This is a genomic window from Mesorhizobium sp. M0437 (assembly GCF_040321335.1).
In the GTDB taxonomy this organism is placed as follows: domain Bacteria; phylum Pseudomonadota; class Alphaproteobacteria; order Rhizobiales; family Rhizobiaceae; genus Mesorhizobium.
Genome location: NZ_JAMYRK010000043.1, coordinates 26,798 through 40,104, shown reverse-complemented (window position 1 = coordinate 40,104; position 13,307 = coordinate 26,798). Strand labels below are relative to the sequence as shown.

Here is a 13,307-nt window from a genome sequence, read left to right as displayed (position 1 = left end):
CCTTTGGCAATGATGTCCCTCTAGAGGCAATCGCCAGGCGACGCAAACGCCCAATTTAGCTGAAGATGATATGGCGCCGCGGCTGTGAAACGGACCCGGCCCCCGGCGAATTGGATAAATAATTTGACCAGTTGGCGACGCCGGCTTTATCTTGCGCGACATCGGTTCAACCCCCAGGCATCCCGTTTGAGCGACATTTTCTCCCGGATCGAGCATTCGCGCACCGCCGACGAGGTGGTGCAGCAGATCGAGAGCCTGATCCTCGAAGGCGTCCTGCGCACCGGCGACCGGCTGCCGGGCGAGCGCGAACTGGCGCGCCAGTTCGAGGTGTCGCGGCCGATCCTGCGCGATGCCTTGAAAGCCTTGGAAGGGCGCGGGCTGTTGACGACACGGCCAGGCGGCGGCACCCATGTCGCCGATGTCATCGGCCAGCTGTTCACCAAGCCGGTGACCGACCTGATCTCGATGCATCGCAAGGCGGTGACCGACTATCTGGAGTACCGCCGGGAGATCGAGGCGGTGGCGGCCGAATATGCGGCGCGGCGTGCCACATCGGACGATCTGGCGCTGCTCGACCGCATCATGGCACGTATGGACGAGGCGCACCGGACCGGCAATTTCGACGACGAGGCGGAAATCGACGTCGAGTTCCATCACGCGATCTGCGAATGCGCGCACAACATCATCCTGCTGCACACGCTGCGCTCCTGTTATCGGCTGCTGTCGGAAGGCGTGTTCGAGAACCGGCGGCTGGTGTTCAACGTGCCGGGCGCGCGCGAGGCGCTGCTTTCGCAGCACCGGGCGATCTACACCGCGGTCAAGGCCGGCGATCCGGCTGCGGCGCGGCAGGCGGCGATGGACCACATCTCCTACGTCGAACGATCGATGGCCGAGGCCGAGCGCAGCGGCGACTGGCAGCGCGTGTCGCGGCTGAGGCTCAGGCAGCGCTCCGAGCCCGGTGACGGCGAGGCGGCAAGAAAACAGCCGTAGGCCCCGCCCAGAAAAATTCAACGACGAACCAGCGAAGAACCAGCGGAAAGAGATCCATGAGCAGCATTCTCACCATCGCCGACCTCAAGGACCTGGCACGCCGCCGCGTGCCGAAGATGTTCTTCGACTACGCCGATTCCGGCGCCTGGACCGAAAGCACCTACCGGGCCAACGAGGAAGATTTCCAGAAGATCAAGTTCCGCCAGCGCGTGCTGGTCGACATGGATAACCGCTCGCTGGAATCGACCATGATCGGCGAGAAGGTGACGATGCCAGTGGCGCTGGCGCCGACCGGGATGACCGGCATGCAGCATCCGGACGGCGAGATGCTGGCGGCCCAGGCGGCGGAAGAATTCGGTGTGCCGTTCACGCTGTCGACAATGAGCATCTGCTCGATCGAGGATGTCGCGTCGGTGACCAGGAAGCCGTTCTGGTTCCAGCTCTATGTGCTGCGCGACAAGGATTTCGTCTTCGATTTGATCGACCGCGCAAAGGCGGCGAAATGTTCGGCGCTGGTGCTGACGCTCGACCTGCAGATCCTCGGTCAGCGCCACAAGGATATCCGCAACGGGCTTTCGGCGCCGCCGCGGATGACGCCGAAGCACCTGTGGCAGATGGCGACCAGGCCGCGCTGGTGCGTCGGCATGGCCGGGACCAAGCGCCGGAGCTTCCGCAACATCGTCGGCCATGCCAAGGGCGTCGGCGACCTCGCCTCGCTGTCGTCGTGGACGAAGGAGCAGTTCGATCCGCATCTGTCGTGGAAGGACGTCGCCTGGATCAAGGAGCGCTGGGGCGGCAAGCTGATCCTGAAAGGCATACTCGACAAGGAGGATGCGCTGATGGCGGCCAGGACAGGCGCCGACGCGATCATCGTATCCAACCATGGCGGCCGCCAGCTCGACGGCGCCTCGTCGTCGATCACGGCGCTCGAAGAGATCGCCGACGCCGTCGGCGACGCGATCGAGGTGCATATGGACGGCGGCATCCGTTCCGGCCAGGACGTGCTCAAGGCACTGTGCCTCGGCGCCAAGGGCACCTATATCGGCCGGCCTTTCCTGTACGGCCTCGGCGCACTCGGCAAGGAAGGGGTTACCAAGGCGCTGGAAATCATCCGCAAGGAGATGGACATAACGCTGGCTCTGTGCGGAAAGCGTCTGGTCACCGACATGGGCAAGGATCAGCTTCGGCGCTAAAGTCCCGTGACGGCATGACCACGGAGGCGACGCAGGCATTGACGGAGCCCGGCATCAGTTTCTACGAGGCGCGCGGACCGCAAGGCATACGCCTTTACGCGATCGGCGATGTGCACGGCCGGCTCGATTTGCTGACCGCCATGCACCGGCGGATCGAGGCGGAGCTGGGTCAAAGGCCGTCGGCCGATTGGCGCGTGATCCATCTCGGCGACTATGTCGATCGCGGCCCGGACTCCAGGGGCGTCATCGATTTCCTGATCGACGCGCAAAGACGCGATCCGCGTCACCTGATGCTCGCCGGAAATCATGATCTCGGCTTTCTCGATTTTCTCGATGTCCCCGATCCGGACGGGCTGTTCATGCGCTATGGCGGCATCCAGACTGCGCTATCGTATGGTGTCTCGCTCGGTGGGAGCAGCGCCTGGTTTGGCCGCGCCGATGCGGCACTGCGGCAAGGGCACGCCGCACTGGTCGAGGCGGTGCCGCAGAACCATGTCGAGTTCCTGCGCTCGCTGCCCTTCTCAGTGACGTTCGGCGACTTCTTCTTCTGCCATGCCGGCATCCGGCCCGGCGTTGCGCTGGAAAGCCAGAGCCGGCAGGACCTGATCTGGATCCGCGAGGTCTTCCACGATCACACCGGCCTTCATCCGAAGATCGTGGTGCACGGTCATACGCCGGTGCCCAAGGCCGAAATCACCGGCAACCGCGTCAATGTCGACACCCTCGCCTGGCAGTCGGGACACCTCACCGCGCTCGTGGTGGACGGCGCGGACAAGCATGTCCTGACAGTGACGGGTGAGCGAGCGTAGGAAACGCGTGGGATTATGAGCAGAGAGGCTAGCGAAGCGCGGCGGTGACGCCGTAGCCGTCAACGGCATTGTGGTCGTTGGCCGCGTCGGCGGAATAAATGCCGAGGCCGCACAAGACGATAGCCGACAACATGACAAAGGACAAAAAGGCTGCTTTCACGGACGTCATCTCTTGTTGAGCTTCCTGCATCTATGCACGAGCGGGTTACCAATGCGTTGAAACGCAAAATACGTCGCAAATGTCGGACGGTTTCGCGCTTCTAGGCATGTTCTGTATCGGCGGTGTGTCGCGCGGGTCACAGGAAAGGTTCATCGCGGTTGCACGCAAGATGCAGAGCGCGCGCCTTTTAGGCTGGCGGACAGACACAGGCCAAGGATGAAACGCGTTATCCCCGGCGGATTTGCCGCCGCGTGCCAAATATGCAACGTCGCCAAATACGTTGACTATATGGGCCGTCAGATCGTCGCCACCCAGGCGCGCGCGATGGCCAGGCCGGCGGCATCGGCTGGGGGTCCGTTGCGGGCCATTTCGTCGTCGAGCCGGACGGCCCAATCCGGATGGCGTTCGGCGATCAACGGTGCAAAGGACGTGCTCCAGTCGCGAACCATCGGCCGGTCGGCCTCGAAATGAAACTGGAAGCCATAGACGGCGCGGCCGATGCGGAACGCCTGGTTCTCGGCGACGGCGTTGCCGGCCAGCCGCACGGCAGTCTCGGGCAAGGCAAAGGTGTCGTCGTGCCACTGGAAGATCGGGAATTTTTCGGGCAAGGCGGCGAGCACCGGATCGGCCTGCGCCGCCGCGGTGAGCGCGACCTCGTGCCAGCCGAACTCCGATGCGGCGCCGATCTGGTTCTCGCCGCCAAAGGCGCGCGCGACCAATTGGCCGCCAAGACAGATGCCGAGCACCGCGCGATCCCTCTCGGCAAAGTCGCGCGTCAGGTCGAGCAGGCCCGGAAAGTAAGGACAGAGCTCGTCGTCCAGTGCATTCTGGGCGCCGCCGAGCACCACCATGGCGTCATGCCCGCCGCTGTCTTGCGGCAGCGCGTCGCCGCGATAGGGCCTGCGCAGGTCGATATCGGCGCCCGCCTCGACAAGGGCCGCGCCGATCTGGCCAAGGCCCTCATTGTCGAAGTTCTGGACAACCAAGACCCGCATCGAAACCTGCTGACATGAAATTGATGCAACGAGCGATATCATGGCGCCAGCATTGCAGCCAACAGGGAACGCCTATGCCACTGCAAAACCGGGTCGACCCGTTCGGCGCCATCCATGCCGTGCCGGAGCGCGGCCTGTTCATGGGCAATCGCGGCATCATTCACGACCCCGAGACGAGAACGCTGTTGAAGAAGCGCTGGGCGCTGCAAGCCTGGATCATCTGCGTCTGCGAATTCGGCAACGTGCGGCGCGAGCCGATGGGGCGCAACCGGGCTGGCGGCAAGGCCGGCTGGACCGAGCTGTTTTTCCTCGACGAGGTGACGGCACTTGCCGCCGGCCACCGTCCCTGCTTCTTCTGCCGGCGCGAGCGGGCCAGGGATTTTGTCCGGCGTTTCGGCGACGCCTTCGGCATTGCCGAGTCACGCGCGCCGCAACTCGACAAGCGCCTGCACAAGGAGCGCCTGGCATCGGGCGGGCGGGCGACGAGACTGGAACCGGAAGCGCTTGCGGATTTGCCGGACGGCACGATGATCTCGTCAGGAAACAGGGCGTACGCCCTGTTTGACGGCGCCGCGCTGCCCTGGAGTTTCGGCGGTTATGGCGAACCGGTGGGATTCGGCGATTTTACCGACGGTCCAATCGGCCTGCTCACGCCGGCGACAACTGTTTCCGTGCTGAAGCGTGGCTACAGACCTGTCTGGCACGCCAGCGCGGAGGCTTGACGCCGGCGATGGCCTCGCCCATTCCTCGGCGATGCGCGCCAATTACAAGATGCAGCGGCTGTTCGTGCCGGACGGGCTTGGACCGGACATCGAGTTCGACGTCGGCCCGCAGCAGAGCCATTATCTCTCGCACGTGCTGCGGCTCGGCGAAGGCGCCGAAATTCTGGTCTTCAACGGCCGCGACGGCGAATGGTCGGCTGCGATCGCGGCAAAATCGAAGAAGGCGTTGCGCCTGAAGTTGCTGGCATTGCAGCGGCCGCAGCCGCCGTTGCCCGATCTCGTCTACTGTTTCGCGCCGCTGAAGCAAGGGCGGCTCGACTACCTCGTGCAAAAGGCGGTGGAGATGGGCGCCGGCATCCTGCAGCCGGTCATCACCCAGCATACGCAAGTGGCAAAACCCGGCATCGAGCGCCTGCGCGCCAATGTCGTCGAGGCGGCCGAGCAATGCGGCATATTGGCGGTGCCAGAGCTGCGCGAAGCGGAAAAATTCGAGCGCCTGCTGGCGGGCTGGGACCCCGAGCGGCGGCTGATCTTCTGCGACGAGGATGCATCGACCAACAGTCCCCTGCCGGCACTGCAGGTGGTGCGGGAGAACAAGCTCGGTCTGCTGGTCGGACCGGAGGGCGGCTTTTCCGACGAGGAACGCAAGATGCTGAGAGCGCTGCCCTTCGTTACCGCGATTCCGCTCGGACCGCGCATCCTGCGAGCGGATACGGCGGCGGTGGCGGCACTGGCGCTGATCCAGGCGACAATCGGCGATTGGTGATCAATTCCAATTACCCGCTGGCTCAGGATTTTTCGCTTGATCGGCTACTGACATTTCGTCCATCTAGCGCCGGCAGTGGCCGCGTGTCCTTTCGGGCGCGTAAAGGACGCTGTAGCATTTGATTGGGCACCTGATCCCTTCCGAAAATCGAAGCCGATTTTCAGGGTCATGTGCGGAGGGCTCCTATGGCGCGCGATACAACCGACTTCCGGCCGATAGAAAGCGTCGACGAACTCGTCGAGCATCTGGCCGAAGGCAACAAGCCGCGCGACAAATGGCGCATCGGCACCGAGCACGAGAAATTCCCGTTCTATGTCGACGGCAATGCGCCGGTGCCCTATGGCGGCGAGCGCGGCATCCGCGCCATCCTCGAAGGCATGCAGGACAAACTCGGCTGGGACCCGATCATGGATGCCGGCCGCATCATCGGCCTGGTCGAGCCGACCGGCCAGGGCGCGATCTCGCTGGAGCCCGGCGGCCAGTTCGAGCTGTCCGGCGCGCCGCTGGAGACGATCCACCAGACCTGCCGCGAAGGCAATGCGCATCTGGCGCAGGTGCGCGAGATCGCCGAACCGATGGGCATTCGTTTTCTCGGCCTTGGCGGCAGCCCGAAATGGTCACTGGCCGAGACGCCGAAGATGCCGAAATCGCGCTACGAGATCATGACCCGCTACATGCCCAAGGTCGGCACCAAGGGCCTCGACATGATGTACCGGACCTGCACGATCCAGGTGAATCTCGACTTCGAAAGCGAAGCCGACATGCGCCGCAAGATGCAGGTGTCGCTGAAGCTGCAGCCGCTGTCGACGGCGCTGTTTGCCAACTCGCCCTTCACCGAAAGCCGGCCGAACGGCTTGCAGAGCTGGCGCGGCGAGATCTGGCGCGACACCGACAATCAGCGCTCCGGCCTGCTCGAATTCTGCTTCTCGCCCGATTTCGGCTTTGCCGATTATGTCGAATGGGCGCTCGACGTGCCGATGTATTTCGTCATCCGCGATGGCCAATACCACGACATGACGCACATCACCTTCCGCCAGTTCATGGCGGGTGCTGCCCGCAACGAACTGCCGGACGGGCTGCCGACGATGGGCGACTGGGCGAACCATCTCTCGACGCTGTTCCCGGATGTGCGGCTGAAGCGCTTTCTCGAAATGCGCGGCGCCGATGGCGGGCCGTGGCGGCGCATCTGCGCGCTGCCGGCCTTCTGGGTCGGGCTGCTCTACGATGCGGCTGCGCTCGACGCGGCCGAGGCGCTGACCTCGAGCTGGAGCTACGACGAAGTGCTGGCAATGCGCAACGCGGTGCCGGAACAGGGCATTTCGGCGCCCTTCCGCAACACGACATTGCGCGAGATAGCCCGTGACGTGCTCGTCATCTCGCGCATGGGACTGAAGAACCGCGGCCGCAAGAACCGCGACGGCTATGACGAGACGTCGTTCCTCAACACGCTGGACGAGGTCGTCGCGCGTGGCACCACCAGCGCCGAAGAGATGCTCTCGGCCTACCACACACGCTGGGGCGGCTCGATCGAGCCGGTGTTCATGGAATACGCGTATTAACGCTTCGCTATCCGCTTGGCCGACGGTCCGGCAAATTCGCTTCAATCGGTGATGGAAACGAATTAGGCTTCTCCAACGAGGATTTTCCCGGAGGAGAAAACAATGCCTTCCTTGTTCGATATTCTGGCACAGGCCCAGAACGGCAACGGCATGCAGGCGCTGGCCCAGCAGTTCGGGCTTTCGCAGCAGCAGACGCAGGCGGCGGTCGCGGCGCTGCTGCCGGCCTTTTCGCAGGGGCTGAAGCGCAACACGGCGGACCCTTATGGGCTCGGCTCCTTCATGACGGCGATGGCCAGCGGCCAGCACGCCAAATATTTCGAGGATGCAAGCCGGGCCTTCTCGCCGCAGGGCCTCGATGAAGGTAAGGGCATTCTCGGCCATTTGTTCGGCTCGAAGGACCTGTCGCGGGCCGTCGCCAGCCAGGCCGCGCAGGCGAGCGGCGTCAGCCAGCAGGTGTTGCAGCAGATGCTGCCGGCAATCGCCTCGATGATGATGGGCGGGCTGTTCAAGCAGACCACCAACCAGCTAGGCGGGCAGATGCATGCGGCAGGCGGTGGCGGCAATCCGCTTGGCGAGCTCATCGAGCAGATGATGCGGCAGGCTGGCGGCGGCAGCCAGGCGCCGGCCCCTCAGCCTGCAGGCCCCACGGATAACCCGCTCGGCAAGGTGCTGCAGGATATGTTCGGCGGGCAGCAGCCGCAACAGACGCAGAGCCCTTACGGCGACAACCCGCTGGGCAAGGTGCTGCAGGACATGTTCGGCGGCGGGCAGCAGCCGCAAAGCCAGCCGCAGCAGACGCAGAACCCTTATGGTGACAATCCGCTCGGCAAGGTACTGCAGGATATGTTCGGCGGCGGTGCACCACAGCCGCAGCAGCCGCAGAACCAACCCCAGCAAACACAGAACCCTTATGGTGACAATCCGCTCGGCAAGGTACTGCAGGACATGTTCGGCGGTGGCGCACCGCAGTCTCAGCCGCGTCAGGCGCCGCAGCAACCCCAGGCGCCGCAGCCGCAGGCCAATCCGAGCGGCAGGCCGAGAAATCCGTTTGACGACCTGTTCGGCAAGATGTTCGAGACAGGCGCCCAGCAGCGCGACGACTACCAGAAAGGCATGGAGTCGATCTTCGACCAGTTCAAGCAGGGCATGGGCCGGCGCTAGACCAGACACCGGCAACCAATCATCAGTGCCGCCCAAAAAAGAAAGCCCGGTCCTGGGAGGACCGGGCAGCGCGCAGGCTGGCCGGGGGGATCCGGCAGGGAGTGGGGAGCCTGCGTAACTTGGTGGCGTCGTGCCTCAAAAAGGTTCAACGCGCCCGAACGGCGAAACCCACGCGATCACACGACCTTGCGGGCAATATCCTCGATCGTTTCGGCGCGCTCGACCGCGATGACGCGAAGCCTCTCTGTCGGATCGCGGCCAAAGGGTACACCGACAGCGACGTGCAGGTCGGCGCGGGTCAGACCGATGTCGGCAAGCTCGGCATCCGACATCTCGCCGAGGCGATAAAAGGCGCGGCGGTTTTTCCAGGCGCGGTAAATATTGGCAGCCGCATTGGCCACGCGCGTCGCAACGGCCGGACGCGAGGTGATGCGCGAGGTCTCGGTAGCGAAATCAAACGTAGCCATGTCGGTCTCCTTCACATTCGAACGGGCGAAACCGGTCGATCGGGCGCTGGCGACAGCGGCCGTTCCGGCTTCGATTCATCTAAGATGATGCATGTCGTCGCCCCAAAACCGGTGCCCACTTTTGGGCGACATGCATTCGCTTCATGTGGACAATGCGAATTTGCCATGGCCCGATTGATTAATCCAACGAATGTTTCTAATCTTTAGCATCAGCATCAATGATGGATTAGGCCAATGAAAGCGCCGCTCGATCTCGATCAGTTGCAGACCTTCATCTCGATTGTCGACACCGGCAGCTTTACCCGCGCGGCGGAAGCGGTGCATCGGACCCAGTCTGCGGTGTCGATGCAGATGCGGCGGCTGGAGGAACGGATCGGCAAGCCGCTGTTCGAAAAAGACGGCCGCACCAACAGGCTGACCGAGGAAGGCGACAGACTGCTCTCCTACGCAAGGCGGCTGCTCTATCTCAACAAGGAAACACTGGCCGCCTTCGACGACCGCCGGCTCGAAGGCACCATCCGCATCGGCACGCCGGACGATTATGCCGATCGCTTCCTGCCAGAGATCATGGCGCGGTTTGCCCGTTCCAACCCGCATGTCGAACTGACCGTTATCTGCGAACCGACGCCGGGACTGGTCGAACACATCAAGCGCGGCAATCTCGACCTGGCGCTGGTGACGCACAACGACGCGCGCGGCCAGTCGGAAGTGGTGCGGCGCGAACCGCTGCTGTGGGTTACCTCGGCCAACCATGCGACGCATGAGCAGCCGATCCTGCCGATGGCCTTCGGCCGGCCGAACTGCATCTGGCGGCGGGCCGCCGCCGACGTGCTCGATCAGCAGAGCCGCGACTATCGCATCCTGTTCACCAGCTTCTCTGCCACCGTCATCGCCGCCGCGGTGCTCTCCGGTCTGGCGATCTCGGTGCTGCCGGAATGCGCCCTGCGGCCCGGCATGCGGGTGCTGGGCGAGGCCGATGGTTTCGGCGCCCTGCCCGATTGCCGCATCGGCATCATGCGCGGTCAGACCTCGCGGCCGGAGATCGTCGACGCGCTTGCGCGCCACATTTCGGAGAGCCTCGACAATATTTCCGTGCCACTCGGCGAGGAGACCGGCACGTTCGACTTCGCCGCCCTCGCCTTCGCCAAGATGAAGCGGACCAAGCCGAACCAGATCCTGCCGGGCTGGTGATCGCGCGATTGGGGCGGACATCGAACACGGCCGCCTTGACGCCGGCCAGCAATCGTCCCCCAATCGGCCGATGAGCGACGCAGCATCCGAATCACGCACCAACGCTACCGAATATACGGTGAGCGAGATTTCCGGCGCGCTGAAGCGTACGGTCGAGGACGTCTTCGGCAATGTACGGGTGCGCGGCGAGATTTCCGGCTATCGCGGACCGCATTCCTCCGGCCATGCCTATTTCTGCCTGAAGGACGATCGCGCGCGGCTCGACGCCGTGGTGTGGAAGACCACGATGAGCCGGCTGAAATTCCGTCCGGAGGAAGGCATGGAGGTGATCGCCACCGGCCGGCTCACCACCTATCCCGGAAAGTCGAACTACCAGATCGTTATCGACAATCTCGAGCCGGCCGGTGCCGGTGCGCTGATGGCGCTGCTGGACGAGCGCAAGCGCCGGCTGCAGGCCGAAGGCCTGTTCGACGCGGCGCGCAAGCGGCGTCTGCCGTTCATGCCCTGCGTCATCGGCGTCGTCACCTCGCCGACAGGCGCCGTCATCCGCGACATCATCCACCGCATCAAGGATCGGTTTCCACTGCACGTGTTGGTCTGGCCGGTGCGGGTGCAGGGCGAGACGGCGGGTGCGGAAGTGACCGCTGCCGTCAACGGCTTCAACGCACTGCCATGGGACGGCGCCATCGCGCGGCCCGATCTGTTGATCGTGGCACGCGGCGGCGGCAGCCTGGAGGATCTGTGGGGCTTCAACGACGAAGCGCTCGCCCGGGCCGTCGCCGCTTCGGGTATTCCGGTGATTTCCGCGGTCGGCCACGAGACCGACTGGACATTGATCGATCTGGCTGCGGATGTGCGGGCGCCGACGCCGACAGGCGCCGCCGAGATCGCCGTGCCGGTCAAGGTCGACCTCGAAGCGACGCTTGCCGGCCTTGGCGCGCGGTTGAAGACCGCACTGTCGCGCAATTTCGAACGCAAGCGGCAGGCGGCACCCCCGGCCCCCCGTGCGCTGCCCACGCCCGCCCAGTTGCGGGCGCTGCCGCGGAGGCGCTTCGACGAGGCTCCGAGCCGGCTCGGCCGGGCGCTGGCGGTCAGCGTCGAGCGCAAGCGAGCCAGGCTTCTGGGGCAGCGGCTGACGCCGGCGACTTTGTCGCGGCGCATGAACGAAGCCCGCACGCTGACCCGTCGCGACCTCGCCCGTGCGCAAGCGGCGTTCTTCGCTATCGTGCGCGAGCGTCGAGCGCGGTTTTCACGCACGGCGACCAGACTGTCACCGGCGCCGATCGCAAGACGGCAGAAACTGCAAGGCGATGCCCTGCTGGCACTGACGCGGCGGCAGGACCAGGCGATTTCGCGGCGGCTGGACCGCCTGCGTGGAAAACTGACGCAGGCCGACCGGCTGCTGGCGACGCTCTCGCACAAGGCCGTGCTGGCGCGAGGCTTTGCGCTGGTCAAGGATGTGGACGGCGCCGTGGTCAAGCACGCGGCGGAGGTTGTGTCGGGGATGGCGCTTTCGCTGGAGTTCGCCGACGGCACCGCCGATGCAGTCGCCATCAGTGGCACGGCGCGGCCGAAGACGGTTGCCAAGCCCGCGGCCAAGCTCAAGGCGCCGGGCGGCCAAGGTTCGCTTTTCTGAGGGTGACCAAGACTTCTTTGAGGGTGAAATGACCGACCCGCACCGTGCGACGCCCTCGGGCAAACTGCGCGCCCGCGCCTTCGCGATCCCATTCGATGGAACGCCGGGCCGCTTCAACGCCATCACCGATGTGCCTGGCGTGACGGTGGGCTATACGACGCTGATCTCAGGGGATGGGCCGCTCGTCGTCGGCAAGGGTCCGGTACGCACCGGCGTGACCGCGATCCTGCCACGGCCCAGAGACGAGTTGGCCGTCCCGGCGTTCGCCGGCGTGTTCAGCGCCAATGGCAATGGCGAACTGACCGGCTCGCATCTGATAGAGGAACTCGGCGCGTTCAATCTTCCCATCACCATCACCAACACGCATTCCTGCGGCGTCAGCCGCGACGCAACGTTGCGCTGGATGCAGGCGGTGCTGCCGCAATCGCTCGACAGCGCCTGGGCGCTGCCGGTGGCGGGCGAGACTTACGACGGCTTCCTGAACGATATCAACGGCCACCATGTGAGCTTCGAGCACGTGTTTTCCGCGCTCGAAACGGCTGAAAGCGGGCCGATCGAAGAGGGCAGCGTCGGCGGCGGCGCAGGCATGATCACCTTCGGCTTCAAGGCAGGGTCCGGCACATCCTCGCGCCGCGTCGACTGGAATGGAGAGCGTTTCACGATCGGCTGCTTCGTCCAGTCGAATTTCGGTGCACGGCGGAACCTCGTGATCCGTGGCATCAGAGCCGGAGCGGAACTCGCCGAACCGGCGACCCGGGACAACACGCCGCGAGCGGAAAAGAGCTCCATCATCGCGATCGTCGCCACCGATGCGCCATTCATGCCGCACCAGTTGAAACGGCTGGCGAAACGCGTGCCGCTCGGCGTCGCGCTGACCGGCGGCTATGGATACAATTCATCCGGCGATATTTTTCTGGCCTTCAGCACGGCCAATGCCGATGCGGCGCGCGGCGCGGCCGGCAAGCTGGTCAGCGCCGGCTATATACCGGATGCCGACATCAACCCGTTCTTCGACGCCGTCGTTCAGAGCGTGGAAGAGGCAATCCTCAATGCTCTGGTCGCCAATGAAGACATGACCGGGCGCGACGACAATTTCGTGCCGGCGTTGCCGGAAGCATGGCTCGAGGAGAGATTTGGCAAAGCTGCGCGGCGATAAGACCGCGCAACTGCATCAGACAGCCAATGTTCGCCCGGCAGGTTTTGCCGGGGGGCGGTCCGTCAGCCGGCAGGCTTGTTGGAATTCCGCTCGTCCTGATCGGCCTCGGCCGCCTCTTCGAGCCTCGAAGCAATGAGCTCCTGAATGTCGCCGACCTCTTCCTGGATATCCTCCAGGGGTATGCCGGCTTCGGCGGCCTTGGCCGCACATTCCCTGGCGAGGGTCTCGGCCTGCTTCTCGATCCTGGCTGGCGAGGGCTGGCAGTGGACTTTTTCGCCAATCCACCCGCGCAAGAACTCGATTGCGTGTTCACTCATACTGCTGTTTCCCTAGCGGCTATGCCGGTTGGTAATCATAAACGTCGGCATCTTCGAAAAGATGCGTGCTGCCATTCGAGCCGAGTCGGCTTCGCCCGGCAAGCCGAACTTGTCCGAGGTCCACAGAGCCGAAGGGAATGGAGGGTTCAAGGAGCACGTTCTAGTTCTTGAGGACTGATTCTCTC

The 13,307-nt window shown here is 64.4% G+C and carries 14 protein-coding genes; 10 read left to right on the top strand and 4 right to left on the bottom strand.

All coding sequences use genetic code 11. The features are described 5' to 3' along the window. The first annotated feature begins 186 nt into the window (after positions 1 to 186). Genes NKI72_RS23475 through NKI72_RS23465 form a run of 3 tightly spaced genes read left to right on the top strand, consistent with a single transcriptional unit; the run spans position 187 to position 2,992 of the window. Positions 187 to 990, top strand: coding sequence for a FadR/GntR family transcriptional regulator (locus NKI72_RS23475; protein WP_352850997.1), 804 nt, complete (start codon positions 187 to 189; stop codon positions 988 to 990). Positions 991 to 1,046: 56 nt separating this feature from the next. Beyond that, entirely contained in the window at positions 1,047 to 2,183 is a 1,137-nt protein-coding gene (locus NKI72_RS23470; protein WP_352850995.1) for an alpha-hydroxy acid oxidase, read from the top strand. Between the two features lie 38 nt (positions 2,184 to 2,221). Beyond that, the gene (locus NKI72_RS23465; RefSeq protein ID WP_352851010.1) at positions 2,222 to 2,992 is read left to right on the top strand and encodes a metallophosphoesterase; all 771 of its coding nucleotides are present in this window, start codon (positions 2,222 to 2,224) and stop codon (positions 2,990 to 2,992) included. Between the two features lie 28 nt (positions 2,993 to 3,020). On the opposite strand, the gene NKI72_RS23460 is transcribed toward NKI72_RS23465, so the two are convergent. Beyond that, entirely contained in the window at positions 3,021 to 3,161 is a 141-nt protein-coding gene (locus NKI72_RS23460) for a hypothetical protein (RefSeq protein WP_292664785.1), read from the bottom strand. A 287-nt stretch (positions 3,162 to 3,448) separates the two neighbouring features. Further along, the gene (locus NKI72_RS23455; protein WP_352502086.1) at positions 3,449 to 4,147 is read right to left on the bottom strand and encodes a type 1 glutamine amidotransferase; all 699 of its coding nucleotides are present in this window, start codon (positions 4,145 to 4,147) and stop codon (positions 3,449 to 3,451) included. A 74-nt stretch (positions 4,148 to 4,221) separates the two neighbouring features. Between NKI72_RS23455 and NKI72_RS23450 the strand changes: the two genes are divergently transcribed. The 4 genes from NKI72_RS23450 to NKI72_RS23435 all read left to right on the top strand — a co-directional run bounded on the left by NKI72_RS23450 (position 4,222) and on the right by NKI72_RS23435 (position 8,355). After that, positions 4,222 to 4,869 (top strand): hypothetical protein, encoded by a 648-nt coding sequence (locus NKI72_RS23450; RefSeq protein ID WP_352850994.1) that lies wholly within the window; start codon positions 4,222 to 4,224, stop codon positions 4,867 to 4,869. Between the two features lie 31 nt (positions 4,870 to 4,900). Continuing rightward, the gene (locus tag NKI72_RS23445; RefSeq protein WP_352541812.1) at positions 4,901 to 5,635 is read left to right on the top strand and encodes a 16S rRNA (uracil(1498)-N(3))-methyltransferase; all 735 of its coding nucleotides are present in this window, start codon (positions 4,901 to 4,903) and stop codon (positions 5,633 to 5,635) included. A gap of 185 nt (positions 5,636 to 5,820) precedes the next feature. Then, complete coding sequence (locus NKI72_RS23440) at positions 5,821 to 7,194, top strand: glutamate--cysteine ligase (protein WP_352850992.1); 1,374 nt, start codon at positions 5,821 to 5,823, stop codon at positions 7,192 to 7,194. A gap of 102 nt (positions 7,195 to 7,296) precedes the next feature. Then, entirely contained in the window at positions 7,297 to 8,355 is a 1,059-nt protein-coding gene (locus NKI72_RS23435) for a DUF937 domain-containing protein (protein WP_352850991.1), read from the top strand. 176 nt (positions 8,356 to 8,531) lie between these two features. Here NKI72_RS23435 and NKI72_RS23430 read toward each other — a convergent pair whose 3' ends face one another. Next, complete coding sequence (locus NKI72_RS23430; protein WP_352821928.1) at positions 8,532 to 8,822, bottom strand: DUF1127 domain-containing protein; 291 nt, start codon at positions 8,820 to 8,822, stop codon at positions 8,532 to 8,534. A 234-nt stretch (positions 8,823 to 9,056) separates the two neighbouring features. On the opposite strand from NKI72_RS23430, the gene NKI72_RS23425 reads away from it, so the two are divergent. From NKI72_RS23425 to NKI72_RS23415, 3 genes are all read left to right on the top strand, one after another. Beyond that, complete coding sequence (locus NKI72_RS23425) at positions 9,057 to 10,013, top strand: LysR substrate-binding domain-containing protein (protein WP_023680469.1); 957 nt, start codon at positions 9,057 to 9,059, stop codon at positions 10,011 to 10,013. Positions 10,014 to 10,083: 70 nt separating this feature from the next. Further along, positions 10,084 to 11,649, top strand: a complete 1,566-nt coding sequence (xseA, locus tag NKI72_RS23420) for an exodeoxyribonuclease VII large subunit (protein WP_352850989.1) — start codon at positions 10,084 to 10,086, stop codon at positions 11,647 to 11,649. 28 nt (positions 11,650 to 11,677) lie between these two features. Beyond that, positions 11,678 to 12,805: a DmpA family aminopeptidase gene (locus tag NKI72_RS23415; RefSeq protein ID WP_352850988.1), complete on the top strand. Its 1,128-nt coding sequence runs from the start codon at positions 11,678 to 11,680 to the stop codon at positions 12,803 to 12,805. A gap of 62 nt (positions 12,806 to 12,867) precedes the next feature. Here NKI72_RS23415 and NKI72_RS23410 read toward each other — a convergent pair whose 3' ends face one another. After that, complete coding sequence (locus NKI72_RS23410) at positions 12,868 to 13,122, bottom strand: DUF768 domain-containing protein (protein ID WP_023677464.1); 255 nt, start codon at positions 13,120 to 13,122, stop codon at positions 12,868 to 12,870. Positions 13,123 to 13,307: the final 185 nt, after the last annotated feature.

Coding starts and splice junctions, on each gene's coding strand:
- xseA (WP_352850989.1), top strand. CDS start 10,084: ATGAGCGACGCAGCATCCGAATCACGCACCAACGCTACCGAATATACG.
- NKI72_RS23445 (WP_352541812.1), top strand. CDS start 4,901: ATGCGCGCCAATTACAAGATGCAGCGGCTGTTCGTGCCGGACGGGCTT.
- NKI72_RS23440 (WP_352850992.1), top strand. CDS start 5,821: ATGGCGCGCGATACAACCGACTTCCGGCCGATAGAAAGCGTCGACGAA.
- NKI72_RS23430 (WP_352821928.1), bottom strand. CDS start 8,822: ATGGCTACGTTTGATTTCGCTACCGAGACCTCGCGCATCACCTCGCGT.
- NKI72_RS23425 (WP_023680469.1), top strand. CDS start 9,057: ATGAAAGCGCCGCTCGATCTCGATCAGTTGCAGACCTTCATCTCGATT.
- NKI72_RS23455 (WP_352502086.1), bottom strand. CDS start 4,147: ATGCGGGTCTTGGTTGTCCAGAACTTCGACAATGAGGGCCTTGGCCAG.
- NKI72_RS23450 (WP_352850994.1), top strand. CDS start 4,222: ATGCCACTGCAAAACCGGGTCGACCCGTTCGGCGCCATCCATGCCGTG.
- NKI72_RS23435 (WP_352850991.1), top strand. CDS start 7,297: ATGCCTTCCTTGTTCGATATTCTGGCACAGGCCCAGAACGGCAACGGC.
- NKI72_RS23460 (WP_292664785.1), bottom strand. CDS start 3,161: ATGACGTCCGTGAAAGCAGCCTTTTTGTCCTTTGTCATGTTGTCGGCT.
- NKI72_RS23415 (WP_352850988.1), top strand. CDS start 11,678: ATGACCGACCCGCACCGTGCGACGCCCTCGGGCAAACTGCGCGCCCGC.
- NKI72_RS23410 (WP_023677464.1), bottom strand. CDS start 13,122: ATGAGTGAACACGCAATCGAGTTCTTGCGCGGGTGGATTGGCGAAAAA.
- NKI72_RS23470 (WP_352850995.1), top strand. CDS start 1,047: ATGAGCAGCATTCTCACCATCGCCGACCTCAAGGACCTGGCACGCCGC.